We start from the raw sequence: 24,517 nt of genomic DNA, 5'->3' as shown, positions 1-24,517 counted from the left end.
CGACGGTCTGCGGGGCCGCGCTCAGCCCCTGACCCTGATCACCTTCAGTCCGGGCGCGCGGGCGATGTCCCGCTCGCAGTGCCGCCAGGTCACCCACCGCCCGGCCGAGTACAGCGCGGTCTGGTCGGCGAAGTGCGGCGAGTTCGGGTTCGACGACTGGGAGTACGTCAGCAGGGTGCGCGCCTTCGGGCACCCGCCGCCGTCCCAGCCGACCGCCTGGACGTGGCTCGAACCGTGCGTCACCTCGGTGTAGCCGCCGCCCGCCGGGTTCCACACGGGCTCGACCTTGTTCCACACGCCCAGCGACTCCGTGCCGCCGTGGACCGGCAGGCGCGTGCCGCCGCGCACCACGAACTGGTGCGCGCCGAGCGGCGCGTCCAGCGCGATCCCCGCGGCCCCCAGCTCCGCGACCGCGTCCGCCAGCGCCTTCGCGACCAGCGGCGACGCGGCGCCCAGGCCGCGCGGGGTGCGGACCGGGTCCGCCGGGTCGAAGGGCACCGTCCACAGGTCGGGCGCCGCCTGCGCCCTGCGCCAGAAGCGGTCGAAGAGCAGCGCGCCCCGGCTTCCGGTGTCCGCCCGCCGGTCCCAGCGCGCCAGCACGCCGCAGGCCGCCGCCTGCCCCGCCGGGCACGCCCGCACCAGGTCGTCGACCGCCAGGTCCGCGACGGGCACGCGGTCGGCGAACTGCTGGCGCTGGAGGTCCCCCACGGTCAGCCGCCCGCGCCCGGCCATCGCCGCCACGTCCTCGATGCCGCCCCTGGTGCGCACCGAGCGGGGCTGGGCGATCGTGCCGAACACCCGCTCGTAGCCGGTCAGCGGCCGGTCCGCGTTGGTCAGCCAGGCGCTGTCGTTGGAGTTCACCGCGTACGGCGCGTCCTTCAGCGTCGGCATCCTCGCGGGCCCGAAGATCCCCGGCTGGAGCGCGTCGGGGTCGGAGCCGAGCGCACAGTCCGTGCGCGAACCGTCCAGCACGGCCACGCCCGTCGCCGGGTACGTCACCCTGCCGAGCGGCGTCGAGCAGCGCTGCGCCAGCTCGTCCGTGATGCGCGGCAGCACCTGCGACTGGGTGAACAGCGAGTGCCCCGCGGAGTCCGCCGCGACGGTGTTCACCCACGGCAGCCCCTGCGTACGGCGCAGCGCCGTCAGCACGTCGGCGGTCGAGCGCGCCCTGCCGAAGCCGAGCGCGCTGTCCGACGCGCGCAGGTTCCCCGCGTTGGGGTCGTTCAGCGCGTACGCGGTGCCCGCCGTCCACGGCAGCGGCAGCCGCGCCCCGAGCCCGCCCGTGACGACGGGGCCGTACCGCGTCCACCACTGCGTGCGGGTCACCGGCGCGCCGTCCTTCACCGGCACCGTCACGGTCCGCCGCACCATCCGCTCCGGCTTGCCGTCCACGAGGTACGCGGTCGGGTCGGCCGGGTCCAGCGTCAGCTGGTGCAGGTTGAGCGGGACGCCCGTGGCGACGGTGTGGCTCCAGGCGACGCGGTCGTTGAAGCCGATGTTGACGATCGACGTGCCGAGCAGCGAACCGCCCGAGACGTTCAGCTCGCCCGGGATGGTCTGCTGCGACTGCCAGAAGCGCCGCCCGCCCTGCCACGGGTAGTGCGGGTTGCCCAGCAGCAGTCCCCGGCCGTTCGCGGTGACCTTGCCTCCGAACGCCACCGCGTTGGAGCCCGCGTCGGCCGTCGCCGGGTCGAACAGCGCCCGCGCGGCCCCGGTCACGGCCGCCGGATCGGCGGGCGGGCGCACCTCGCCCGGTGCGGGCGGCCGCGCGGCCGTGATGCCGTCGACGACCCGGCCCTGCCCGCCGAGCACCTGGATCGCGAAGCCGCGCACGGCGACGTCCAGCGGGGTGACGGGCCGCACCCAGGCGGCGCCGGCGCAGGCCGGATCGGTGACCCGGTTCTGCCGCAGCCAGGCGTTGTACCCCGCGGCCCAGCCGCGCATCAGGTCCTTGAGCCGCCGGCTCGGCCCGACGGGCGCGGGCACCGCCAGCAGCTCCTCGACGGTGCCCGACCCGCGTACGCCCCGGAAGAACAGGTCGCTGGAGAGGTTCGTCGTCGCCGACGAGAGCGAGCCGTCGGGCGCCGCGTCCGCACCGAAGTACCGCGACCGCTCCCCGGCGAGCGTGACGAAGCCGTCCGCGAGCGTGCACACCTGGTCGGCGGCCTGCGCCCAGCCCGTGCCGAAGCCGAGGTCCGCGTAGTCCTTCGCCACGATGTGCGGCACGCCGTACTCGGTGTACCGGATCACCGCGGACAGGCCGCCGCCCGAGGGGCGGCGCTCGTGGGCGCCCGCCGAGGCGGCGGGGGAGAGCGCGGTCGCCGCCGTCACCAGGGCGAGTGACCCCAGCGCCAGACGTCTCATACGGGTACGGAAGTGCACGTCGACCCCCAACGTGAGTACTGCCGGGCCAGGAGCCCGTGTCCGGCCCCGGGCCGGACACGGGCTCTGAGTCGGTCCATGCACGCAGCCGGTGGCCGCCCCTGTCAACATGCCGTACGCCGTACGGCCCTTGACCCGCGCATCCGAGCCACTCAGGATCACGCCATGACGACGACAGACGCGCGGACCGCACACGTCGACCCGGTCGACTCGGTCGTGCGCCGCACCGCGCGCAGGACCCCCCACCGCACCGCCCTGCGCTACGCGGACCGTGCCTGGACGTACGCCGAGCTGGACGCGGCGGTCTCCGCCGCGGCGGCCGAGCTGCGCGGTTCGGGCCTGGCGCACGGCGACCGGGTCGCGACCTACGCCCACAACTCCGACGCGTACCTGATCGCCTTCCTCGGCTGCTCCCGGGCCGGTCTCGTCCACGTGCCGGTCAACCAGAACCTCGTCGGCGACGACCTGGCGTACGTCCTGGAGCAGTCGGGCAGCGCCCTGGTCCTGGCCGATCCGGGCATCGCGGCGCGCGTGCCCGAGGGGTTCGCCGTTCGGGCGCTGCGCGACGCCGACGACTCGCTGCTGGCCGCCGTGCTCGCCGCCCCCGACGCGGGGGAGGGCGCGTACCCGCCGCACCGGCTCGCCCAGTTGCTCTACACCTCGGGCACCACCGCCGACCCCAAGGGCGCGATGATGAGCCACGGTGCGCTGGTCCACGAGTACATGAGCGCGATCCAGGCGCTGGACCTCTCGGCGGACGACCGGCCGGTGCACTCGCTGCCGCTCTACCACTCGGCGCAGATGCACGTCTTCCTGCTGCCGTACCTCGCGGTCGGCGCGGAGAACACGATCCTCGACGCCCCCGACGCCGGGAAGGTCTTCGACCTGGTCGAGGCCGGGTGCGCCGACAGCCTCTTCGCGCCGCCGACCGTCTGGATCGGCCTGGCCAACCACCCCGAGTTCGCGACCCGCGACCTCTCCGCGCTCCGCAAGGCGTACTACGGCGCGTCGATCATGCCCGTGCCCGTCCTCGAACGGCTCCGCGCCCGGCTGCCGGGGCTCGGCTTCTACAACTGCTTCGGCCAGAGCGAGATCGGGCCGCTCGCCACGGTGCTGGGGCCCGACGAGCACGAGGGGCGCCTGGAGTCCTGCGGGCGGCCCGTCCTGTTCGTCGAGGCGCGGGTCGTGGACGACGAGGGCGCCGACGTGCCCGACGGGACGGCCGGTGAAGTGGTGTACCGCTCACCGCAGTTGTGCGACGGGTACTGGGGCAAGCCCGAGGAGACCGCGGAGGCGTTCCGCGACGGCTGGTTCCGCTCGGGCGACCTCGCGGTGCGCGACGCGGACGGCTACCTCACGGTCGTCGACCGGGTGAAGGACGTCATCAACTCCGGTGGCGTACTGGTCGCTTCGCGCCAGGTCGAGGACGTGCTCTACACCCATCCGGCGGTCGCCGAGGCCGCGGTGATCGGCCTGCCCGACGAGCGCTGGATCGAGGCGGTGACGGCCGTGGTGGTGGCCCGCGCCGAGGTCACCGAGGCGGAGCTGCTGGCCCACGTGAAGGAGCGGATCGCCCACTTCAAGGCGCCGAAGCGGATCCACTTCGTGGCTCGACTGCCCCGCAACGCCAGCGGAAAGATCCTCAAGCGGGAGCTGAGGGAACTGCGCGCGCTGCGGGAGCCCGAGCGGCGGTGAGCCCGCGCGACCGCTGTCGCACGGGGGCTACTCGACGGTAATCTGCGGGCCCGTCCACGAGTTGGGGGAACCGCATGGGCACCGCAGCGACCTTCGATCCCGCCGCCGAGCACCGCGAGACCCGGGCCGCGCTCGCGGCCGCCGTGGCGCGCGCGGCCCGGCTGCTCGACGAAGTCCCCGACCTCGACGCGGCATCGGGCCTGCCCACTTGGACGGTGGGCGACGTCGGCTCGCACCTCGCGGCCGCGTACCTCGGATACGGCTCGGCCGTCGCCGCCGACGGGGCCGTGGACTTCGCCGCGCTCCTGCCGGACGGCGACGTGCCGCTCGCGGAGCGGATCGCGGCGATGAACGCGGTGTCCATCGGCCTCTTCGGCGGCGAGGACCGCGCCCGCCTGGGGGAGTCGGTCGCCGAACAGGGCGAGGCGTTCCTGGGGGCCACCGAAGGGCTCGCCCACGACGCGCCCGTCGCCCTGCCCTGGTTCGGCGAGGAGGCGAGGCCCACCGTCGCGACGGCGACCGGCCTGCTGCTCGGCGAGAGCCTGGTGCACGGCCTGGACATGGCGCGCGGCGCCCGGCTGCCCTGGCCGATCGGCCAGGACGAGGCGAGGCTGGTGGTCGGGCAGACGATGCCGACGACGATGGCGCTCGCCCTGAACGAGCGGAGGGCGAAGGGCGTGAGTATCGCCTTCGACCTCGTGGTCAAGGGCGGGCCCAGGCTGGCGGCCGTCGTCGACGACGGCACGATGACGGTGACCCGCGACGCCCCGCCGCGCCCCTACGACTGCCGGATCACGGCCGCCCCCGTGCCGTTCCTGCTCGTCTCCTTCCGGCGCATGCCGATCTGGAAGGCGGTCGCGAGCGGCGGGATGCGGGCGGGCGGCCGCAGACCGTGGCTGGCCGCGCGCCTCGGCCGACTCGTCGCCACCCCCTGAAACCCCCTCGTCCCTCTGATGTCTTGAATCGGTCCCCGTGCGCGGAGCCTCGGCTACCGTTCGGTAATCTCTCGACCCCTGATGACGGTTCAGGCCCACCCGGGCCCATGGAACATGGAGCGCTGCACCCGATGGCGGAGCTGGACAGGCGTACCCTCCTCACCTACCTCGTCGCCGCGCCGACGCTGACCGTGGCCCTCGGGGCGGGCACCGGGGACGCCGCGGAAGCGGCCGTGCCGGGCGCCGCGCCCGAGGCCGCGCCCGCCGCCCTGCTCCCCGATCTGCTGCCCGACCTCGGGGACGTGCTGATCGTCGCCGGACTCCCCACCTCCCACCTGCTCGTGCTCACCGTCACCGAGGACGGCGAGGCGCACTTCCGACTGCCCAGGGCCGAGGTCGGACAGGGGCTGACCACCGCGGTCGCCATGCTGGTCGCCGAGGAGCTCGACCTGCCGCTGGAGAAGGTACGGGTGTCACTGGACGGCGCCCGCCCCGAGCTGCTGTTCAACCAGCTCACCGGCAGCTCCAACTCCATCCGCTCGCTCTACGGCCCCGTCCGCGACGTCGCCGCGGCGGCCCGGCTGAGCCTCGCCCGTGCCGCCGCCCGCCAGTGGGGCGTCCGGGCCGGTGAGGTCACCACCCGCGACGGCGTCGTCCGCGCCCCCGACGGCCGCACGGCGACGTACGCATCCCTCGCCGCGAAGGCCGCAGCCACCGCCCCCGCGCTCCTGGGCGCCACGCCCAAACCGGCCGCAGAACACCGCCTGGTCGGCGCCCCCACCAGCCGCATCGACGCCCGCGCCATGGTCACGGGCGCACAGCGCTACACCCTCGACCTCGACGTGCCCGGCGCCAAGCCCGCCATGGTGCGCCGCCCGCCGACCGTGGGCGGCACGGTGCGCCGCGTCCTGAACGCCGATGAGGTCGCGGCCATGCCGGGCGTCCTGGGCGTCACGGCGATCCCGACCGGGGTCGCGGTCGTCGCCGAGACCTTCGGGCAGGCCCTGGCGGGCAAGGAGGCGCTGGAGGTCGAGTGGGGTCCGGGACCCGTCGACGACGTGTCCGACGCCGATATCAAGCGGCGGCTGCGGTCGATCGCGCCGCCCTTCCTGCCGCCGCTGCTCGTCCAGCACGTCGACGGGGAGTTCGACTTCGCGCCCGTCAGCCACGCCCCGCTGGAGACCAACAGCGCCGTCGCCGACGTCAGGGCCGACCGCGCCACCGTGTGGACCGGCACCCAGGCGCCGAACGCGGCCAGGGGCGCGGTCGCCGCCGCGATCGGCCTGCCCCAGGCCGCCGTCGAACTCCACGTCGTCCAGGCGGGCGGCTCCTTCGGGCGGCGGCTCTTCTTCGACGCGGCGGTGGAGGCCGCGCAGGTGTCGAAGGCCGTCGGGCGGCCCGTACGGCTCATGTGGTCGCGCGTCGACGACATGCGGCACGGCAGGATGCGGCCGCCGACCTACCACCGGCTGCGGGCGACGCACGCGGCCGGGGCCGTCCTCGGCTTCGAGCACCGCATGGCGTGCGTGGAGACCGACTTCAAGCACGGCCTCGGCGACGCGCTGACGGCCGGAGCCACCCATCTGCCGCCGATCAACGGCGCGTTCGGACAGGTGCTGTTCGGGCTCACGGTGCGCTCCCCGTACGACCTCGGGGTGACCGTCCAGACGCTGGGCGAGCTGCCGCTGAAGCTGCACACCGGGTCGTGGCGCGGGGTGTACTCGGGTCCCGCGCGGGCGGCCGAGGAGATGTTCGTGGACGAGATCGCCGAGCGCCTGGGCCGGGACCCGGCGGAGTTCCGGCGCGCCAAGCTCGGTTCGGCGCGGCAGCGCGCGGTGCTGGACGCGGCGCTCTCGATGGGGAGTTGGGGCAGGGCGCTGCCCAGGGGCGTGGCTCAGGGCATCGCGTTCCACGAGGAGTACCGCTCGTGCACCGCCTGCCTGGTGGAGCTGGACGCCCGCGACCCGGACGCGCCCCGGGTGACCCGGGCGGTGATCGCGGTCGACGTCGGCAGGGCCGTCAACCCGCGCGGGGTGGAGGCGCAGATGCTCGGCGGGCTGACCGACGCGATCGCCACCACCCTCAAGGCGGGGCTGCACATCGACCGGGGGCTGCCGCTGGAAGGCAGCTACTCCCAGTTCCACTACGCCCGCCAGGCGGACACCCCGCCGGACGTGCGCGTCCACGTGATGCCCGCGAACGGCGAGCCCGGCGGGGTCGGCGAACTGGGCGTCCCCGCGGCCTCGGCGGCGGTCGCCAACGCGTACGCCCGCGCGACGGGCAAGCGCGCACGGTCCTTCCCGATCCGCTTCGACGTCGACTTCGAGCCCTTCCCCCGCTGACCTCAGTTCCCGCCCGGTCCGACCTTCCCGAGGAGCCCCACCCGTGCCCCAGCACACCTTCACCGTGAACGGCGAGTCCGTCACGGTCGAAGCCCCGGCCGACCTGCCCCTGTTGTGGGTGCTGCGCGACCTGCTCGGCGTCCGCGGCCCGAAGTACGGCTGCGGCATCGACGTCTGCAAGGCGTGCACCAGCCACCTGGACGGCGAGGCGGTGAACCCGTGCGTCGTGCCGGTCGCGGACGCGGCGGGCAAGGAGGTCACCACGATCGAGGGGCTCGCGGACGGCGAGCGGCTGCACCCCGTGCAGGAGGCGTGGCTGGAGCAGGACGTCGCCCAGTGCGGCTTCTGCCAGCCGGGCCAGATCATGGCGGCGGTGGCCCTGCTGAAGCGCACGAAGAACCCCACGGACGCGGAGATCGACGAGATCGCCAACGTGTGCCGCTGCGGTACGTACTTCCGCATCCGCGAGGCCGTCAAGGCGGCGGCCGCCCGGATGTGACGGCCGCCGCGCCCGCTACTTCGGCTCCCGCAGGTCCACGATGCGCTTGATCTTGCCGACCGAGCGCTCCAGCGTCTCCGGGTCCACCACCTCGACCCGCACCGACACCCCGACGCCCTCCTTCACGGCCGCCGCGATCGACGCCCCGGCGGCCGCGCGCTGCTCGGGCGTCGCCCCGGCGCGGGCCTCCGCCCTGACCGTGAGCGCGTCCAGCCGGCCCTCGCGGGTCAGGCGCAGCTGGAAGTGGGGCGCCACGTGCGGGGTGCGGACCACGATCTCCTCGATCGCGGTCGGGAAGAGGTTCACCCCGCGCAGGATGATCATGTCGTCGCTGCGGCCCGTGACCTTCTCCATGCGGCGGAACGCGGGCCTGGCCGTCCCCGGCAGCAGCCGGGTGAGGTCGCGGGTGCGGTAGCGGACCACCGGCATCGCCTCCTTGGTGAGGGAGGTGAAGACCAGTTCGCCCGGCTCGCCGTCGGGGAGCACCTCGCCCGTGAACGGGTCGACGACCTCCGGGTAGAAGTGGTCCTCCCAGACGTGCAGCCCGTCCTTGGTCTCCACGCACTCCTGCGCGACCCCGGGGCCCATCACCTCCGAGAGCCCGTATATGTCGACGGCGTCGATGCCGAACCGCTCCTCGATCTCGCCGCGCATCGCCTCCGTCCACGGCTCCGCGCCGAAGACGCCCGTCCGCAGCGACGTCGTGCGGGGATCGACGCCCTGGCGCTCGAACTCGTCGAGCAGCGTCAGCATGTACGAGGGCGTGACCATGATGATCTCGGGCTCGAAGTCCTGGATGAGCTGTACCTGACGGGCGGTCATGCCGCCGGAGGCCGGGATCACCGTGCAGCCCAGGCGCTCGGCCCCGTAGTGCGCCCCGAGCCCGCCGGTGAACAGCCCGTAGCCGTACGCCACGTGGATGCGGTCGCCCGGCCTGCCGCCCGCCGCGCGGATCGAACGGGCCACCACGTCGGCCCAGTTCGAGATGTCCCGCTCGGTGTAGCCGACGACCGTCGGGCGGCCCGTCGTGCCGCTGGAGGCGTGGATGCGGCGCACCTCGCCCCGCTCGACGGCGAACATCCCGAAGGGGTAGTTCTCGCGGAGGTCCGCCTTGGTGGTGAAGGGGAAGCGGGCGAGGTCCGCGAGCGAGCGGCAGTCGTCCGGGTGCACCCCCGCCGCGTCGAAGGCCGCGCGGTAGTGGCCGACGCGGTCGTACGCGTGGCGGAGGGTGGCCCGCAGCCGCTCCAGCTGGAGCTCCCGCAGCTCGGGAAGGCCCATCTCTTCCGCAGGGTCCAGCGAGGGTGGCGTGGCTGACGTCGGTGTCATACGGGCCGCTCCCGTCCTATCTCCGCCCCAAACGGGCGACCGATCATTCGGTCGAACTCTTCGGGGCCAGTAATTCAGGGCGACCCGGCAGCCGTCAAGGCTTGCGGCGGCGGCCGCCGCCGCGCGGCGTGCGGCTCTCGGGGAAATCCGTTGCCATGATCGTCCGGCCGGGTCAGGATCCCCCGCATGGGCACCTTCACCTCGTACGACGGCACAGAGCTGACCTACCACACCACGGGCGAGGGAGAACCGCTGATCTGCCTCCCCGGCGGCCCCCTGCGGGCCTCCTCCTACCTGGGCGACCTCGGCGGACTCGCCGCGCACCGGCAGCTCGTCGCGCTCGACCTGCGCGGCACGGGCGCCTCCGCCGCCCCGGCCGACCCCGCCACCTACCGCTGCGACCGGCACGTCGCCGACGTCGAGGCGCTGCGCGCGCACCTGGGCCTTGAGCGCATGGACCTGCTCGGCCACTCCGCGAGCGGAAACCTCGCCGCGCTGTACGCCGCCGCCCACCCGGCGCGGGTCTCCTCGCTCGTGCTGGTCACGCCCGGAGTGCGGGCCGTCGGCATCGAGATCACCGACGAGGAGTGGGACGAGGCGGCCACGGTCCACGCGGACCAGGAATGGTACCCCCACGTGCGCGCCGCCCTCGGCGCGCTCCCCGAGGACGCGTCGGCCCGCGAGGTGATGGCCGCCGCGGCGCCGCTCGCCTACGGACGCTGGGACGACGCCGCCCGCGCCCACGCCCAGGCCGGCGACGCCGAAACCAACTGGGACGCGCTGCCCGCCTTCCACGGCGAGGGCGCCTACGCGCCGGACGCCACCCGCGCCGCGCTCGCCGGGTTCACCGCGCCCGTCCTGGTCCTCGCGGGCTCGCACGACTCGGGCCCCACCCCCAGGCGGGCCGCCGAACTCGCGGCGCTGTTCCCGGCCGGTGAACTGGTCGTCCAGGCGGGGGCCGGACACTACCCGTGGGTGGACGACCCCGGCGCCTTCGCCCGTGCCGTCGCCGCCTTCCTGGACCCGGAGGTCTCCACCGTCACGGCACCGGACGGCACCCGCCTCGCGTACCGCACCTGGGGCGAGGAGACGGCGCCGCCCCTGGTGCTGGTCCACGGCAGGTGCGGCAGCAGCCGGGAGTGGGCCGAGGTCGCCGCCGACCTCGCCACCACGCACCGGGTGTACGCGCTCGACCTGCGCGGCCACGGGCTGAGCGACTGGCCCGGCACGTACTCCTTCGAGGTGTTCCGCGACGACGTCCGCGCCCTCTTCACCGCACTCGACCTGCGCGGCGCGGACCTGATCGGCCACTCCATGGGAGGCGTCGCGGCCCTGCTGCTCGCCCAGGACGCGCCTGAGCTGGTGGGGCGGCTCGTGAACGAGGAGGGCACGGCGTTCTTCCCGCTCGACCCGCCGCGCGGCCCCGTCGAACGTCCCGACGAGCCGCTGGACTTCGACTGGTCGCTGGTACCGGCGGTCAACGCCCAGCTGAACGCGCCCGATCCGGCCTGGCGCGAAGGGGTGAAGACGCTGGCGGCGCCGACGCTGGTCGTCGCGGGCGGTTCGCAGAGCCCCTTCTCGCAGGAGCAACTGGCCTGGCTCGCCGAGCAGGCACCCGACGGGCGACTGGTGACCGTCGAGGCGGGGCACCTCGTCCACGCGGGGCGCCCCGATGAATTCCTCGCGGTGGTACGGGAGTTCCTGGAGGCGTAGCCGCTCCACTACCGCGCGCCGGGGTCCGGTTCGTCGTGCGCGGCCGCGTACCCCGGTACGGACGGCCAGCGCACGGTCAGGACGACCGACTCCTCCTCGGCGCGCCACGAGTGGTCGACGCCGCGCCCCCACAGCACGTAGTCGCCCTGCTCGGCCAGGAGCACGCTGCGGCCCGGAAGCTCGATCCGGAAGCGCCCGCTGATCAGCACCAGCAGCGCCGTCCGGTCCTCGCCCCGCACCCACTGGGCGCGTGCGTCGCCCGCCGGGTGGACGCCCCACTTGATCTCCACGTCCTCGCTGTGGCGCGGGTCGCCCGGATCCTTGAAGTGTCCGAGGAGCCAGCCCCGGTCCAGCGCGGCGTCCTTGCCCGCGTTGCCCACGTACACGCTGCTGTCACTGCTGGTGCGGTCGGTCATGGCGGGACGCTAACACCGGCGTACGGGGCGGTGGGCGGCGCGCTACCGGTCCGCCGCCGCGACCTCCTTCGCCCAGCGGTAGTCCGCCTTGCCGCTCGGGGAGCGCTGGATCCGCTCGGTGAACACCACCGTGCGCGGCACCTTGTACCCGGCGAGCCGCGTCCGGCAGTGCGCCTGCACCGCCGCCAGGTCCAGGCCGCCCGCCGCGCCCTCCCTGAGCTGGACCACGGCGGCCACCCGGTTGCCCCACTTCTCGTCGGGGACCCCGGTGACCAGCGCGTCGTACACGTCGGGGTGGGCCTTGAGCGCCTGCTCGACCTCCTCCGGATACACCTTCTCGCCACCGGTGTTGATGCACTGCGAACCGCGCCCCAGCACCGTGACGATGCCCTGCTCGTCGACCGTCGCCATGTCGCCGAGCAGCACCCACCGCTCGTTGCCCTTCCGGAAGAAGGTCTCGGCGGTCTTCGCCGGGTCGTTGTAGTAGCCGAGGGGTACGTGCCCGCGCTGCGCGAGCCGCCCCGGCACGCCGACCGGGACCGGTTCGCGGGTGGCCGGATCGACCACGCACGTCACGTCGTTGACCTCCAGGCGGAAGCCCTTCGCGGGGCCCGAGTCGTCGGTGGCCCGGCCGTTGGAGCCGGACTCCGTCGAGCCGAAGTTGTTGAGCAGCAGCACGTGCGGCATGAGCCGCCGCAGCTGTTCCGCGACGGTGTCCGACATGATCGCCCCGGACGAGGAGAGGCTGAACAGCGAGGACAGGTCGGTGCCGCGCAGCGGTCCGCTCAGCGCGTCGATCAGGGGGCGCAGCATCGCGTCGCCCACCAGCGACACGCTGGAGACCTTCTCCTTCTCGATGGTGCGCAACACCTCTTCGGGCACGTACTTGCGGTGGAGGGCGACCCGCTGGCCGTAGTGGAAGGCGATGAAGGTGGTGAGCGTGGAGGTGCCGTGCATCAGCGGCGGCGCGGGGAAGAACGTGAGCCCGGCGCCGCCCGCGGCGACCCGCTCGGCCAGTTCCTCGGGGCGCTTGACCGGCTCGCCCGACGGGTCGCCGCCGAACAACCCCGCGAAGAACAGGTCCTCCTGACGCCACATCACGCCCTTGGGCATGCCGGTCGTGCCGCCCGTGTAGATGATGAACAGGTCGTCGCCCGAGCGCGGCCCGAAGCCGCGCTCGGGTGATCCTGCCGCCTCGGCGTCCGCGAACTCCACGCAGGCGAGCGCGGGTCCGTCCACGGGCGGGGCGCCCACCCGCAGCACGTGCCGGAGCTTCGGCGTCCGCGGCGCCGCTGCCGCCACCCGCTCGGTGAACTCCGCGTCGAAGACCAGCGCGGCGAGGTCGGCGTCCCGGTAGAGGTAGACCAACTCCTCTTCCACGTAACGGTAATTGACGTTCACCGGAACGATCCGCGCCTTGAGGCAGGCCAGTACCGTCTGGAGGTACTCCACCCCGTTGTAGAGGTGCAGCCCCAGGTGCTCGCCCGGCTCCAGGCCCGCGTCGATCAGGTGGTGGGCGATGCGGTTGGCCGCCGCGTCGAGCCGCGCGTAGGTCAGGCGGCGCTCCGCGCCCGTACCGGGATGGTCGACGTACACCAGGGCCTCGCGGTCCGCGGCCACGTCCACGACCGACTCGAACAGGTCGGCAAGGTTGTACTCCACCGCTCCTCCTGACCCCGGCGCCATCGCGTGTGGCCGTCATCAGAGCAGAGGCACCCACAAGTGGGAAGGGCACGCACAGAAGAAAACTGACTGAGTGTCAGAAAACTATTGAACTGGATCGGAGCCTCCTGCAACCTGTTCTCGCATCCGAGACGGGAGAAGGAAACGCCATGAGCGGTACGGAACACCTCAGTACCCGGCGCGAAGGCGCCACGCTCGTGCTCACCCTCAACAGGCCCGAGGCGAAGAACGCGCTCTCGCTGCCCATGCTCGTCGGGCTGTACGACGGCTGGCTCGCCGCCGACGCGGACGACGCGATCCGCTCCGTGGTGCTCACCGGGGCGGGCGGCGACTTCTGCGCGGGAATGGACCTCAAGGCCCTCGCGGGGGAGCGGGGGACGGGGAGCGCGGCGGGCGACGCGTACCGGGACCGCATGAAGGCCGACCCCGATCTGCACTGGAAGGCGATGCTGCGCCACCACAGGCCCCGCAAACCGGTGATCGCGGCGGTCGAGGGGTACTGCGTCGCGGGCGGCACGGAGATCCTCCAGGGCACCGACATCCGGGTCGCGGGCGAGGGCGCCACGTTCGGGCTCTTCGAGGTGAGAAGGGGGCTGTTCCCGATCGGCGGGTCCACGGTGCGGCTGCCCCGGCAGATCCCGCGCACGCACGCGCTGGAGATGCTGCTGAGCGGGCGCCCCTACAGCGCGGCGGAGGCGGCGGCGATCGGGCTGATCGGGCGGGTCGTCCCCAGCGGTACGGCGCTGGACGAGGCGCTCGCCGTCGCGGAGCGGATCAACGCGTGCGGGCCGCTGGCCGTGGAGGCGGTGAAGGCGTCGGTCTACGAGACGGCGGAGATGACGGAGGAGGCGGGGCTGGCGGCGGAGCTGAAGCGGGGGTGGCCGGTCTTCGACACGGCGGACGCGAAGGAGGGGGCGCGGGCGTTCACGGAGGGGCGGGAGGCGGTGTACCGGCGCGAGTGAAGGGGCGTTGCCCGGGGCGCCGTTGCCCGGGGCGGGTACGCGCGGCAGCTGCCCCACCCTCGCGCGGTTCCCCGCGCCCCTATCGGGGCGCGCCTGTGCCGAACGGGCCCGTCATCCCGCCCTGTACCCGCCACCCACCCGACCCTCCCCTCAAGGAGCCCGCATGCCAACCACTCCCACCCCCGAAACCCTCCGCGCCCCCCTCACCGTCGAGTTCCCCTTCACCCGCTCCCTCGGCCCCGTCCAGTCCGCCTTCCTCACCGGCCTCCGCGAGCGCACCCTCCTCGGCGTCCGCACCGCCGACGGGCGCGTCCTCGTCCCGCCCGTCGAGTACGACCCCGGCACCGCCGACGAACTGCGCGACCTCGTCGAGGTCGCCCCCACCGGCACCGTCACCACCTGGGCCTGGAACCCCGCCCCCACCCCCGTCCAGCCGCTCGCCACCCCCTTCGCCTGGGTCCTCGTCCGCCTCGACGGCGCCGACACCGCCCTGCTGCACGCCCTCGACGCGCCGGGCCCCGACGCCGTGCGCAGCGGGATGCGCGTCCGGGTCCGCTGGGCCGCGACACGGACCGGCGCCATCACGGACATCGCGTGCTTCGAGCCGCACGAGAGCGAAGGCCACCGCGAACCGCGCCCGCACGACGGGCAGTTCGCCGACCCCGTCACCGGCATCACCGCTCCCGCCCGCCTCGACTACACCTACACCCCCGGCCGCGCCCAGTCCGCCCACCTCGCCGCCCTCGCCGAGCACCGCACCGTGGGCGAGCGCTGCCCCGACTGCCGCAAGGTGTACGTGCCTCCCCGGGGCGCCTGCCCGACCTGCGGGGTCGCCACCACGGACCGGGTGGAGGTCGGCCCGCGCGGCACCGTCACCACGTACTGCGTGGTCAACATCAAAGCGGCCAACCTCGACATCGAAGTGCCCTACGTCTACGCCCACATCGCCCTCGACGGCGCCGACCTCCCCCTGCACGGCCGCATCTCCGGCATCCCCTACGACCAGGTCCGGATGGGCCTGCGCGTGGAGCCGGTGTGGCGCGAGGGCGTGCGCCACCCCGACCACTACCGGCCGACGGGCGAGCCCGACGCCGCGTACGACACGTACAAGGGGCTGGTCTGAATGACACGCGACAAGGAACACGGCAAGGCACACGACAAGGCGCACGGCACGGACCACGGCAACGCGCGCGACATCGCGATCGTCGCGTTCGCCCAGTCCGACCACCGCCGGCGCTCGGACGAGCTGTCCGAGGTCGAGATGCTGATGCCGGTGCTCCACGAAGTCCTGGGCGCCACCGGACTGAAGGCCGCCGACATCGGCTTCACCTGCTCGGGATCGTCCGACTACCTCGCGGGCCGCGCCTTCTCCTTCACCATGGCCCTCGACGGCGTCGGCGCCCATCCGCCGATCTCCGAGTCGCACGTGGAGACGGACGGGGCGTGGGCGCTGTACGAGGCGTGGGTGAAACTGCTGACGGGCCAGGCGGACACCGCGCTCGTCTACGCGTACGGCAAGTCCTCGCCCGGCGACCTGCGCGCCGTACTGACCCGGCAGCTGGACCCGTACTACCTCGCGCCGCTGTGGCCCGACTCCGTCGCCCTGGCCGCGCTCCAGGCGCAGGCCCTCATCGACGCGGGCCGCGCCGACGAGCCCGCGCTCGCCGCGGTCGCCGCGCGCAACCGCGCGGCGGCGGACGCCAATCCGCACGCCCAACTGCGCGGCGCCCGCCCGCACGGCGAGTACCTGGTGCGCCCGCTGCGCACCGGCGACTGCCCGCCCGTGTCGGACGGCGCGGCGGCCGTGGTCCTCGCCGCGGGCGACCGCGCCCGCGAGCTGTGCGAGCGCCCCGCGTGGATCCGGGGCATGGACCACCGCATCGAGGCGCACTCCCTGGGCGTGCGCGACCTCACCGAATCGCCCTCCGCGCGCCTCGCGGCCGAGCGTGCCGGGCTCTTCGAACGGCCGGTCGACACGGCCGAGTTGCACGCCCCCTTCACCGCGCAGGAGATCGTCCTGCGCGGGGCGCTGCGGCTGGGCGACGAGGTGGCCGTCAACCCCTCGGGCGGCGCGCTCGCCGCGAACCCGCTGATGGCCGCCGGGCTGATCAGGCTCGGCGAGGCCGCCGCCCGCATCCAGCGCGGCGAGTCCGCACGGGCCGTCGCCCACGCCACGTCAGGCCCCTGCCTCCAGCAGAACCTCGTGGCCGTCCTGGAAGGAGACCCCCGTGGCTGAACCGGTGGCGATCGTCGGCATAGGGCAGACCCGGCACGTCGCGGCGCGCCGCGACGTGTCGATCGCGGGACTGGTCCGCGAGGCCGCCCTGCGCGCCCTCGAAGACGCCGAGTTGACCTGGTCCGACATCGACGCCGTCGTCATCGGCAAGGCGCCGGACTTCTTCGAGGGCGTGATGATGCCCGAGCTGTACCTCGCCGACGCGCTCGGCGCGGTCGGCAAGCCGATGCTGCGCGTCCACACCGCGGGCTCGGTGGGCGGCTCCACGGCCCTCGTCGCGTCCAACCTCGTGGCCGCGCGCGTCCACCGCACCGTCCTCACGCTCGCGTTCGAGAAGCAGTCCGAGTCCAACGCCATGTGGGGGCTCTCCCTCCCGGTGCCCTTCCAGCAGCCGCTGCTGGCCGGCGCGGGCGGCTTCTTCGCGCCGCACATCAGGGCGTACGTGCGCAGGAGCGGCGCCCCCGACGCGATCGGCTCGCTCGTCGCGTACAAGGACCGGCGCAACGCCCTGAAGAACCCCTACGCCCACCTCCACGAGAAGGACCTCACGCTGGAGAAGGTGCAGGCGTCCCCGATGCTCTGGGACCCGGTCCGCTACTCCGAGACCTGCCCCTCGTCGGACGGCGCCTGCGCCATGGTCCTCACCGACCGCGCGGGCGCCGCGCGCGCCCCGTACCCGCCCGCCTGGATGCACGGCGGCGCGATGCGCAGCGAGCCGACGCTCTACGCGGGCAAGGACTTCGTCTCCCCGCGCGCGGGCCGCGACTGCGCGGCCGACGTCTACCGCCAGGCGGGCGTCACCGACCCGCGGCGCGAGATCGACGCGGTCGAGATGTACGTGCCGTTCTCCTGGTACGAGCCGATGTGGCTGGAGAACCTGGGCTTCTGCGCGGAGGGCGAGGGCTGGAAGCTCACCGAGTCCGGCGTCACGGAACTGGACGGCGACCTGCCGGTCAACCCCTCGGGCGGCGTCCTGTCCACCAACCCCATCGGGGCCTCGGGCATGATCCGCTTCGCGGAGGCGGCGCTCCAGGTGCGGGGCCGCGCGGGCGAGCACCAAGTGGACGGAGCGCGGCGGGCGTTGGGGCACGCCTACGGGGGCGGCTCGCAGTTCTTCGCGATGTGGCTGGTGGGCGCGGAGCCGCCGCCGGGGTGAGGATCGGAGTTCCCGCTGCCCCCATCGGGGACCGTAGTCCCCCGCGACCTGTCCGGGGCCGGGGACGATCGCTAGTCTGAGGCCCGGGACGACGCAACCGGGAGGAGCACGGACGTGTCAGACAGCACCATCACCTCCACCGCCCAGCACCTGTTCACGGGCTGGATCAAGCCGGACCTCGATCTCAGCGACGCCGAGTGGAAATCGGGCAGTCAGGGAGCGGGCGACGTCCAGATCGCCTTCGTCGAGGGATTCATAGCGATGCGCAACAGCGGCAGGCCCGAGAGCCCTTCGCTGATCTTCAGCCCCGCCGAGTGGCGGGCGTTCGTGCTGAACGCCCGCGACGGAGAGTTTGACCTCACGTAGCGGGCGGTGCGGTCGGGGGCGACGGGGCTGCCGCCCTCCTGCCGCGGACGTCCGCCACGGCGAACGGAACGCCGGGCAGCAGCATCAGCAGCGTGCCCCACAGGGGCAGCCGGAACAGCGGTCCGTCGCCCGCGAGCCAGTCGGTCAGGGCCATCGCGGGCGCGCCGGCCAGCAGTGCCACCAGCCAGCTCCTGCCGAGGCCGAGGCTGCCGCGGCGCAGCTCCCAGCCCACCGTGACCGCGGCCAGCACGCCGAAGAACGCCACGCGGCCCGGCTCGACCGGCAGCGTCGGCGTCCACCTGAGCGCGTGCGAGGCGAGCAGCAGCACGCCGAGGACCGTCGTGGCGAGCGAGGCGGTCCGCAGCGCCCTGCGGGGCAGCGACCGGCGGGCCCGCGCCCACGAAGCGGCGAACGCCCTGGGATCGGGGCCGACCACGTCCCTCGGCGTGCGTCCGGCCGCCGCCGCGTCCTCCAGGTGCGCGGACAGTTCGGCGATCATCTCGGCGACCGCCCGGTCGTCGAGGCCGCGGTACTCCCAGTTGCTGCGGCAGACCGCCAGGACGTGCTCGTTCGTCATGCGCTGTGTTCCCCGTCGTCGGTCGTCGGCGCGGACGCGCGGTCGGCCAGGGTGCGGCAGACCGCCGCCCTGAAGGTGTCCCAGGCGGCGCGGCCGGTGGTCAGCTCGGCGTGCCCCGCTGGGGTCAGGCGGTAGTACTTGCGCGGCGGCCCGCCGCTGGCGGACGGGGCCCGGAAGCCCTCGACCAGACCGGCCCGCTCCATCCGCGCGAGCAGCGGGTAGATGCTGCCCTCGCTGACGAGGTCGAGGCCGTGCCCGCCCAGCGCCTCCACGCACTCGTAGCCGTACCTGGGGCGCTCGGCGACGAGCGCGAGCAGGCACAGGTCGAGCACGCCGCGCAGGAGCTGGCTGTGCCGCTGGTCGCCGGCGCCCGGCAGCTCCTTTGTCATGCGGTACAAGGTAGTGGTGCACTGTCTTGTGCCGCAAGACAGTGCGGGGCGGCGCGTTACCGTAGGCCCATGGCCGCACAGACCCTCGTACTCGACCTCGCCCTCACCGTCCGCCACGACGGACACGGCGGCGTCGCCGACGACCTCGCGGACCGGGACGGGCTGCGCGCCTGGGTGCGCGAGCGGGCCGCCGACCTCGGCGTCGTGGCCTTCACCCCGGACGCGGAGACCTGCGAGGAGGTACGGGCGCTGCGCGCCGCCGTCCGCGCGCTCTTCGCCCACGCCGTGCGGCCCGACGCCCCCAGCCCGGCCGACGCGCGCCGGCTGCTCCCGCTCGACGAGGCCGTGCGGCTGGTCAACGCGGCCGCCGCCCGGGTCCCCGCCGTCCCCAGGCTCGGCTGGCCCGAGGGCGCTGACCCCGTCGCGACCGTCAGCCCGGTGGGCGCGCCGGGCCCCGAGGACGCGCTGGTCGCGGCGCTCGGCCGGGCCGCGGTCGCCTTCCTCACCGGCCCGGACCGCGAGCGGCTGCGGGCCTGCCACGCGCCCCGCTGCGTGCGGTACTTCCTGAAGGAGCACCCGCGCCAGGCGTGGTGCAAGCCCTCCTGCGGCAACCGCGCGAGGGTGGCCCGCCACCACGAACGGCACGCGGCGGCGAGCGGCGCCTGAGAGCCCGTGCCCGGCCCCGTGCCCGGCCCCGGGCGGGGGCCGGTGCGGGGCCGCCGGGGGCGTCGAGGGGGCGCGACGGGGCACGCCCCGGTGCACGTACCATTGCGGCATGTCCTTCCTCCGCCGCCGCAGCTCCGCCACACCCGCGGGCCCGGACTTCGACGTCCTGGCCATGGACCCGGGCGACTGGCCCGGCAACCTCGGCGCCGGTCTGCTGCCCGCCCCCGACGGCAGCTGCCAGGGTGTCTTCCTCCGCTACGACCTCTTCGGCGGCCGCGGCCCCGCGATGGTGATCGGCAACCTCCCCGAGGGCTCGCCCGCCCGCGAGCTGCCCGAGGGCGAGGTCCCCTTCGAGGTGGCGCAGCTGCTGCTGGCGCTGGAGAACGACGAGGAGGTCAAGGTCGTCTCGACCGAGGACGTCCCGGTCATGCAGGGCGACAACCTCCTGATCGTGCGCCGCGTCAAGCTCTCCGAGAGCCGGATCTCCTGCGTGCAGTTCGACCGCAGCGACAACGTCCTGGTGACCATCGCCAGCTGGGACCGGCCGATCACGGACGACCTGTACGCGCTGCTCAAGCCGCTGCCCGCGGAGCTGTTCCAGCAGGGCTGAGCCCCGCGGACCCGGCCCGCCGCCCGTACATCCACGAGCCCGGCCCCTTCCACGTGGAGGGCCGGGCTTTCGCGCACCCCGCCGCGCCGCCGCTACCCGAGCAGCACGCGGGCCGCTGACGTCCCGAGGCCCTTGGGGCCGCCGAGGTGCCAGGGCGCGCCGCCCGACCCCGAGCGCAGGTGCTCCTGGGAGTAACGGACGCAGCCGCGGTGCCAGTTGAGGACCGCGGCCATCCAGTTCCGCAGGTCGTCCACGTAGTCGTCGACGGCCTTCCTGGTCGCCTCGTCCAGCTGGAAGTCGGCGTAGAGCACCGGGAGTTCGACGTCGATCACGTGGTGGAACTGCGCGAGGCGGCCCTCCATCAGGTCGTGGACCAGCCGCAGGGCCGTCGGGTAGTCGATGTCGAAGAAGCGCTGCGTGACCAGGACCAGGTTGTGCACCTCGCCCTCGTACTCGATCTCCTTCTGGTACGAGAAGACGTCGTTGATCAGCATCCCGTAGTCGATCGCCGCGTTCTCCAGCGAACGGATCGGCCCGCTCTCGTACACCTCGACGGGCACCGTCTCGCCCTTGGAGAGCCGGGCGAGCCGCAGCGTCAGGTCGGAGCCGAAGGTCCAGCGCCGCATCTCCAGGTAGTCCACCGGGTCGGGGATACGGTTTTGCAGCTGGTTGGCGAGCTCCCACAGCCAGCTGTCCAGCATGTCCTCGACGGACTTGCGGAACACCCGGCGCGAGCGCTCGTCCATCGGCCCCGCCGTGCGCCGCCAGAGGTCGGCGAGGCCCCGCTCCATCGCGTCGACGGGCTCGGGCACGGGCTCGCCCGCCAGCGGCAGGAACGTGCGCAGCCGCTCGTTGGCCGCGTGCGCGCCCGCCAGGTCGCGGTTCCTGCCGTAGAGCACCGGGTAGAGGTCGTCGCCGTAGGTGCCCCAGGTCAGCCAGTTCGACGCGAGGTCCAGCTCGTCCCGGGTCGCGGCCGGGGCGATCCCCGCGGCGCAGAGCGGCAGGTCGATGTTGCGGGCCCTGCGCTCGTCCCACACGTGCGAGTCGGGGCGGCCCGGCTGGGGTCCGAGGATGCCCATGCGGTGCGCCCAGGCGATGTTCCGCTCGCGGGCGCCCGCCAGGTGCGGGCTCAGCGAGACCGCGTAGGGCAGGCTGAACTCCGGCAGCAGCGAAGGGCCGACGTGCTGGAACGGCACGTGCCGGTGCGAGCGCAGCCGCGCGGCCTCGGCGCGCCCGGTGAAGCGGATCGACCCGGCGGCCGTCGCGAGCGGCGTGTCCGACGGACCGGCGGCGACCCCGCCGCCGTTCATGTACCGGCTGGAGCGCATGTGCCACTCGTGGCCGCCGGACTGCCAGTCCTGGAGGCCCTTGGCGTACGCGAGGACGGCCGCGGTCTCCCGCGCGGTCAGGCCCTTTTCGGCGCAGAGCGGGCCGATCTCGGTGAGCGCGGTGTGCTCGAACTGCTGGAGCCGCGAGGTGAGCAGGTCGTTGACGCTCTCGGCCGCCTCCTGGGTCGTACAGCCCAGGAAGCGCTCCATGACGAGCACGCCGTTGCTGTTCTCCTGCTCCTCCTCGACCTCGCGCTGGTACGAGAAGAGGTCGTTGCGCAGGTGCACGGCGTCCGAGAAGGCGTCCCGCAGCACGCCCAGCGGGCGCGAGCGGGCCACCCGGTCGGGGATCTCGGCGTCCGCCGCGAACTCCACGAGCCCGGCGGACCAGGGGGCCCCGCCGACCTTGCGGCGCATCTCGATGTACTCGACGGGGTTGGCGATGCGGCCCTCGTCCATGTTGGACAGTTCCCACAGGGACTCGTTGAGCAGGTGCCGGGTGTTCTCCGCGAACCGCGCCCGCCACGCCTGCGACATCGCGGGCACCGTGCGCCGCCACAGGTCGGCCAGCCCCGCCTCCACCGGATTTTCCGGCTCGGGCGTCCCTTCGGCGAGGTCCATCGGCATGAAGGCCGGCAGCCGGTCGAGGTACTCCTTGCCGCCCGCCCGGTCGAGGCTGCGCTTGAAGGTCTCCAGGAAGTGGTCGTCGAAGAAGAAGACCCACACGTACCAGTCGGTGATCAGCGACAGCACCTCCTCCGAGCACTCGGGGTGGGTGTACGCGCACAGCAGCGCGTAGTCGTGCGCGTCGAGGTCGCTCTCCTCCCAGACGCCCGAACCCTCCAGCATCTCCATCCGCCGCGCCCACTGTTTGGTGTGGGCGCGCGCGGCCTCGACGTGGGGATTGAGCCGGGCCGGGTAGGGCACGTAGAAATCCGGCAGGGTGAAGGGCTGGGCCATGGAGTCGCGGCCTTCCTTGATCGGGTGCGGATGCGGCGCAGCTCTACCCGTCGCCCGTACGGCCTACACGCCATGTGGATTAGTCATACGAACGGGCGCCATCGGCCCCTGCGGCCGATGGCGCCCGGTTCTCCGTCGCGGCTGGTCAGGCGGCTTCTAGCGCTTCGTCACGCGCACGTCGGCGGCCTTCACGAAGGCGATCCGATGCCCGAACTGGATTTCGTAGTAGACCTCCTTGCCGCGCACCACCGTGTGCCCGGCCGTGTCGAACGTCGGCGAGTAGTAGTACTCGCCGGGCGTCCGCCCGCCCGTCACGTACTTCTGGTCGGCGAGCAGCTTGTACGGCAGCGGAACCACCGCCTGCACGGGCACCGACGCCGGGTACGCCTCCTTCTCCGGGTAGGCCCTGCCGTACACCGGGACCTCGGTGAGCCCCGCCCTCGGGGTCACCAGCGGGCCCTTGGACTCCACGGCCGTCGGCTGCTCGCGCGGGTTGTGGAACCACACCTTCTGCCCGAGGTACCAGATCGCCGTCCACTCGCCCCGCCGCTCCGCGACCGCGTACTGCTGGCCGGTCGACGCGCGGGCGCCGGTGTCGTTCACGCCCGTCGTGGAGTCCTGGCCGCCGGGCCGCAGCCCGATGTCCTTGACCAGCGGGGCGTCGTCGGCCGGCGCGGTGTGCAGCCGTACGGCGCCCGAGCCGTGCGGCGCGCACGGCTCGCCCGCCTTGACGCAGCCGGTGTAGAGGGGCCGGTGCTTCGCGTAGTCCGGGCGGATCGTCACGACGGCGGAGCCGGGGCCCGCGGTGCGGGTGAACGGCTTGCCCAGGAGCGTGAAGTAGTGCGCCCAGTCCCAGTACGGGCCCGGGTCGGTGTGCATGCCGGGGATCGAGGCGGGCGTGGTGCCCGGCACGTTGTCGTGGCCGATGACGTGCTGGCGGTCCAGCGGGACGTCGTACCGCTTCGCCAAGTAGCGCACCAGGCGGGCCGAGCTGCGGTACATCGCCTCGGTGTACCAGGCGTCGGGGTTGGTCAGGAAGCCCTCGTGCTCCAGCCCGACCGACTTGGCGTTGACGTACCAGTTCCCGGCGTGCCAGCCGACGTCCTTGAGCCTCAGGTGCTGCGCCACGTGCCCGTCGGACGCGCGCAGCGTGTACTGCCAGGAGACGTACGTCGGGTCCTGCACCAGCTTGAGCGCGGTGTCCCAGTACCCCTCGGTGTCGTGGACGACGATGTAGTCGATCGACTGGCTGTCCGGCCGGTCCGCCTTGTCGTGGTTGCCGTAGTCGTCCTCGCCGAACTCCTCGTACGGCGCCGGGATCCACTCGCACGCCACGGACTTCGGGCACTCGGTCCGCCCGGTGTCCGCGGCCCGCAGGCCGAGCCCCCCGAGCCGGCTCCGGTCGGGCACGAGCGAGGCGTCGGCGGGCAGCGTGACGCGCTGGCCGCTGTCCGTGGTGCGGCGCTCGCCCGCGCGGATCACCTCGTACACGTCGTCGGCGTAGGTGGCGGCGGTCCCGGCGTCGTCGGCGCCCGAGTAGCGGGCGACGGCGCCGTACCAGTCGGCCGGGTCGGCGCTCGCGGGCAGCCCCAGACCGCGCTGGGCCGCGGCGAGCAGGGCGGCGCCGCCGCGGACGTTGGCCGCGGGATCCCGGCGCAGCCGCTCGGGGGACAGGCCGGAGAGCGCGGCGGCCCGCGACAGGGTGCGCAGCCGCTCCGGGAGCTGGTCCGGCCTCGGGGGCGCGGGCTCGGGGGCGGGGGTCCGGGCGGCGCGGGAGGCGTCGCCGCGGGCGTCCTCGGTGCCGTGGGAGTGGTGGTGGGCGTCGGCGACGGCCCCGGCGGCGTCGGTGAGGTGCATGGGGCCGTAGCCGCCGGTGACGCTGGGCGCGCCCGCGTGGGCGTCCCAGCGCGACTGGAGGTACGAGACGCCGAGCAGCACGCTCTGCGGCACGTCGTACTCGGCGGACGCCGCCGCGAAGGCCCGCTGGAGCGCGGCGGAGGGGGCGTGCGCGGCGGCGGTGGGGGCGGCTGTGGCGGGCGCCGCGGTGGCGCCGGGGACCAGTGGCAGCAGCAGTGCGGCCGACGCCAGGGCACCGAGGGCTCTTGGGCTGAGAAGGGCGGAACCTTGCAATGCGGCCTCCAGTGACGGGTGGAGCGGAAGGGGCCCGTCTAGGGGTATCCACTTCCGAACGATCCGTCAATTACCCTTCACCGAAAGGATTTTCGGATGAATCCCGCACGTCGGCGCGGGTGCGGTGGGAGCCGGAGGCAGGCCGG

At 73.9% G+C, this 24,517-nt stretch carries 20 protein-coding genes; 12 read left to right on the top strand and 8 right to left on the bottom strand.

All coding sequences use genetic code 11. The annotated features are described in order from the left end of the window. Positions 1–21: 21 nt before the first annotated feature. Positions 22–2,364: a penicillin acylase family protein gene (locus ACIBNE_RS25090; RefSeq protein WP_399275120.1), complete on the bottom strand. Its 2,343-nt coding sequence runs from the start codon at positions 2,362–2,364 to the stop codon at positions 22–24. Between the two features lie 183 nt (positions 2,365–2,547). On the opposite strand from ACIBNE_RS25090, the gene ACIBNE_RS25085 reads away from it, so the two are divergent. The 4 genes from ACIBNE_RS25085 to ACIBNE_RS25070 all read left to right on the top strand — a co-directional run bounded on the left by ACIBNE_RS25085 (position 2,548) and on the right by ACIBNE_RS25070 (position 7,853). Next, entirely contained in the window at positions 2,548–4,077 is a 1,530-nt protein-coding gene (locus ACIBNE_RS25085; RefSeq protein ID WP_399275118.1) for a fatty acyl-CoA synthetase, read from the top strand. Positions 4,078–4,151: 74 nt separating this feature from the next. Further along, positions 4,152–5,012 (top strand): maleylpyruvate isomerase N-terminal domain-containing protein, encoded by an 861-nt coding sequence (locus ACIBNE_RS25080; protein WP_399275116.1) that lies wholly within the window; start codon positions 4,152–4,154, stop codon positions 5,010–5,012. Positions 5,013–5,143: 131 nt separating this feature from the next. After that, positions 5,144–7,354, top strand: a complete 2,211-nt coding sequence (locus tag ACIBNE_RS25075) for a molybdopterin cofactor-binding domain-containing protein (RefSeq protein WP_399275114.1) — start codon at positions 5,144–5,146, stop codon at positions 7,352–7,354. A gap of 43 nt (positions 7,355–7,397) precedes the next feature. Beyond that, positions 7,398–7,853, top strand: coding sequence for a (2Fe-2S)-binding protein (locus ACIBNE_RS25070; protein ID WP_399275113.1), 456 nt, complete (start codon positions 7,398–7,400; stop codon positions 7,851–7,853). Positions 7,854–7,868: 15 nt separating this feature from the next. On the opposite strand, the gene paaK is transcribed toward ACIBNE_RS25070, so the two are convergent. Beyond that, complete coding sequence (paaK, locus tag ACIBNE_RS25065) at positions 7,869–9,179, bottom strand: phenylacetate--CoA ligase PaaK (RefSeq protein ID WP_399275111.1); 1,311 nt, start codon at positions 9,177–9,179, stop codon at positions 7,869–7,871. A gap of 186 nt (positions 9,180–9,365) precedes the next feature. Between paaK and ACIBNE_RS25060 the strand changes: the two genes are divergently transcribed. After that, positions 9,366–10,892 (top strand): alpha/beta fold hydrolase, encoded by a 1,527-nt coding sequence (locus tag ACIBNE_RS25060; protein WP_399275109.1) that lies wholly within the window; start codon positions 9,366–9,368, stop codon positions 10,890–10,892. A gap of 8 nt (positions 10,893–10,900) precedes the next feature. Here ACIBNE_RS25060 and ACIBNE_RS25055 read toward each other — a convergent pair whose 3' ends face one another. Beyond that, on the bottom strand, positions 10,901–11,308 hold the full coding sequence (locus ACIBNE_RS25055; protein WP_399275107.1) for a signal peptidase I: 408 nt from the start codon (positions 11,306–11,308) through the stop codon (positions 10,901–10,903). A 42-nt stretch (positions 11,309–11,350) separates the two neighbouring features. Then, positions 11,351–12,970, bottom strand: a complete 1,620-nt coding sequence (locus ACIBNE_RS25050; protein ID WP_399275105.1) for an acyl-CoA synthetase — start codon at positions 12,968–12,970, stop codon at positions 11,351–11,353. 170 nt (positions 12,971–13,140) lie between these two features. Here ACIBNE_RS25050 and ACIBNE_RS25045 point away from each other — a divergent pair, with 170 nt between their 5' ends. The 5 genes from ACIBNE_RS25045 (at position 13,141) to ACIBNE_RS25025 (ending at position 17,711) form a co-directional block, all read left to right on the top strand. Next, positions 13,141–13,953 (top strand): crotonase/enoyl-CoA hydratase family protein, encoded by an 813-nt coding sequence (locus ACIBNE_RS25045; RefSeq protein ID WP_399275103.1) that lies wholly within the window; start codon positions 13,141–13,143, stop codon positions 13,951–13,953. Between the two features lie 163 nt (positions 13,954–14,116). Then, positions 14,117–15,076, top strand: coding sequence for a Zn-ribbon domain-containing OB-fold protein (locus ACIBNE_RS25040; protein WP_399275102.1), 960 nt, complete (start codon positions 14,117–14,119; stop codon positions 15,074–15,076). Next, complete coding sequence (locus ACIBNE_RS25035; RefSeq protein WP_399275100.1) at positions 15,077–16,189, top strand: thiolase domain-containing protein; 1,113 nt, start codon at positions 15,077–15,079, stop codon at positions 16,187–16,189. A gap of 4 nt (positions 16,190–16,193) precedes the next feature. Continuing rightward, positions 16,194–17,345, top strand: a complete 1,152-nt coding sequence (locus ACIBNE_RS25030) for a thiolase domain-containing protein (RefSeq protein WP_399275431.1) — start codon at positions 16,194–16,196, stop codon at positions 17,343–17,345. Positions 17,346–17,459: 114 nt separating this feature from the next. After that, entirely contained in the window at positions 17,460–17,711 is a 252-nt protein-coding gene (locus tag ACIBNE_RS25025) for a DUF397 domain-containing protein (RefSeq protein WP_399275098.1), read from the top strand. On the opposite strand, the gene ACIBNE_RS25020 is transcribed toward ACIBNE_RS25025, so the two are convergent. Further along, positions 17,704–18,288: a hypothetical protein gene (locus tag ACIBNE_RS25020; RefSeq protein ID WP_399275096.1), complete on the bottom strand. Its 585-nt coding sequence runs from the start codon at positions 18,286–18,288 to the stop codon at positions 17,704–17,706. The genes ACIBNE_RS25025 and ACIBNE_RS25020 overlap by 8 nt on opposite strands. Beyond that, positions 18,285–18,677, bottom strand: a complete 393-nt coding sequence (locus ACIBNE_RS25015) for a PadR family transcriptional regulator (protein ID WP_399275094.1) — start codon at positions 18,675–18,677, stop codon at positions 18,285–18,287. Before ACIBNE_RS25015 ends, ACIBNE_RS25020 begins: the two co-directional genes overlap by 4 nt. A gap of 69 nt (positions 18,678–18,746) precedes the next feature. Between ACIBNE_RS25015 and ACIBNE_RS25010 the strand changes: the two genes are divergently transcribed. Next, positions 18,747–19,343, top strand: a complete 597-nt coding sequence (locus ACIBNE_RS25010; RefSeq protein ID WP_399275092.1) for a CGNR zinc finger domain-containing protein — start codon at positions 18,747–18,749, stop codon at positions 19,341–19,343. A gap of 109 nt (positions 19,344–19,452) precedes the next feature. Then, on the top strand, positions 19,453–19,953 hold the full coding sequence (locus ACIBNE_RS25005) for a hypothetical protein (RefSeq protein WP_399275090.1): 501 nt from the start codon (positions 19,453–19,455) through the stop codon (positions 19,951–19,953). Positions 19,954–20,045: 92 nt separating this feature from the next. On the opposite strand, the gene ACIBNE_RS25000 is transcribed toward ACIBNE_RS25005, so the two are convergent. Together ACIBNE_RS25000 and ACIBNE_RS24995 are read right to left on the bottom strand one after the other, a co-directional pair. Continuing rightward, positions 20,046–22,241 carry a germacradienol/geosmin synthase gene (locus ACIBNE_RS25000; protein ID WP_399275088.1) on the bottom strand — a complete coding sequence of 732 codons (2,196 nt, stop codon included), beginning with the start codon at positions 22,239–22,241 and terminating at the stop codon, positions 20,046–20,048. Positions 22,242–22,397: 156 nt separating this feature from the next. Next, positions 22,398–24,371, bottom strand: a complete 1,974-nt coding sequence (locus tag ACIBNE_RS24995; RefSeq protein ID WP_399275086.1) for an N-acetylmuramoyl-L-alanine amidase — start codon at positions 24,369–24,371, stop codon at positions 22,398–22,400. Positions 24,372–24,517 lie beyond the last annotated feature (146 nt).

The sequence above is a fragment of the Streptomyces sp. NPDC050504 genome, assembly GCF_044458065.1.
Lineage (GTDB): Bacteria > Actinomycetota > Actinomycetes > Streptomycetales > Streptomycetaceae > Streptomyces.
This window is presented reverse-complemented; position numbering and strand designations above follow the sequence as displayed.

What these genes read in the sequence shown, in the direction of transcription:
- ACIBNE_RS25015 (WP_399275094.1), bottom strand. Translation starts at nt 18,677, where the DNA reads ATGACAAAGGAGCTGCCGGGCGCCGGCGACCAGCGGCACAGCCAGCTC.
- ACIBNE_RS25005 (WP_399275090.1), top strand. Translation starts at nt 19,453, where the DNA reads ATGTCCTTCCTCCGCCGCCGCAGCTCCGCCACACCCGCGGGCCCGGAC.
- ACIBNE_RS25035 (WP_399275100.1), top strand. Translation starts at nt 15,077, where the DNA reads ATGACACGCGACAAGGAACACGGCAAGGCACACGACAAGGCGCACGGC.
- ACIBNE_RS25055 (WP_399275107.1), bottom strand. Translation starts at nt 11,308, where the DNA reads ATGACCGACCGCACCAGCAGTGACAGCAGCGTGTACGTGGGCAACGCG.
- ACIBNE_RS25020 (WP_399275096.1), bottom strand. Translation starts at nt 18,288, where the DNA reads ATGACGAACGAGCACGTCCTGGCGGTCTGCCGCAGCAACTGGGAGTAC.
- ACIBNE_RS25040 (WP_399275102.1), top strand. Translation starts at nt 14,117, where the DNA reads ATGCCAACCACTCCCACCCCCGAAACCCTCCGCGCCCCCCTCACCGTC.
- ACIBNE_RS25075 (WP_399275114.1), top strand. Translation starts at nt 5,144, where the DNA reads ATGGCGGAGCTGGACAGGCGTACCCTCCTCACCTACCTCGTCGCCGCG.
- ACIBNE_RS25060 (WP_399275109.1), top strand. Translation starts at nt 9,366, where the DNA reads ATGGGCACCTTCACCTCGTACGACGGCACAGAGCTGACCTACCACACC.
- ACIBNE_RS25010 (WP_399275092.1), top strand. Translation starts at nt 18,747, where the DNA reads ATGGCCGCACAGACCCTCGTACTCGACCTCGCCCTCACCGTCCGCCAC.
- paaK (WP_399275111.1), bottom strand. Translation starts at nt 9,179, where the DNA reads ATGACACCGACGTCAGCCACGCCACCCTCGCTGGACCCTGCGGAAGAG.
- ACIBNE_RS25045 (WP_399275103.1), top strand. Translation starts at nt 13,141, where the DNA reads ATGAGCGGTACGGAACACCTCAGTACCCGGCGCGAAGGCGCCACGCTC.
- ACIBNE_RS25000 (WP_399275088.1), bottom strand. Translation starts at nt 22,241, where the DNA reads ATGGCCCAGCCCTTCACCCTGCCGGATTTCTACGTGCCCTACCCGGCC.
- ACIBNE_RS25085 (WP_399275118.1), top strand. Translation starts at nt 2,548, where the DNA reads ATGACGACGACAGACGCGCGGACCGCACACGTCGACCCGGTCGACTCG.
- ACIBNE_RS25090 (WP_399275120.1), bottom strand. Translation starts at nt 2,364, where the DNA reads ATGAGACGTCTGGCGCTGGGGTCACTCGCCCTGGTGACGGCGGCGACC.
- ACIBNE_RS25080 (WP_399275116.1), top strand. Translation starts at nt 4,152, where the DNA reads ATGGGCACCGCAGCGACCTTCGATCCCGCCGCCGAGCACCGCGAGACC.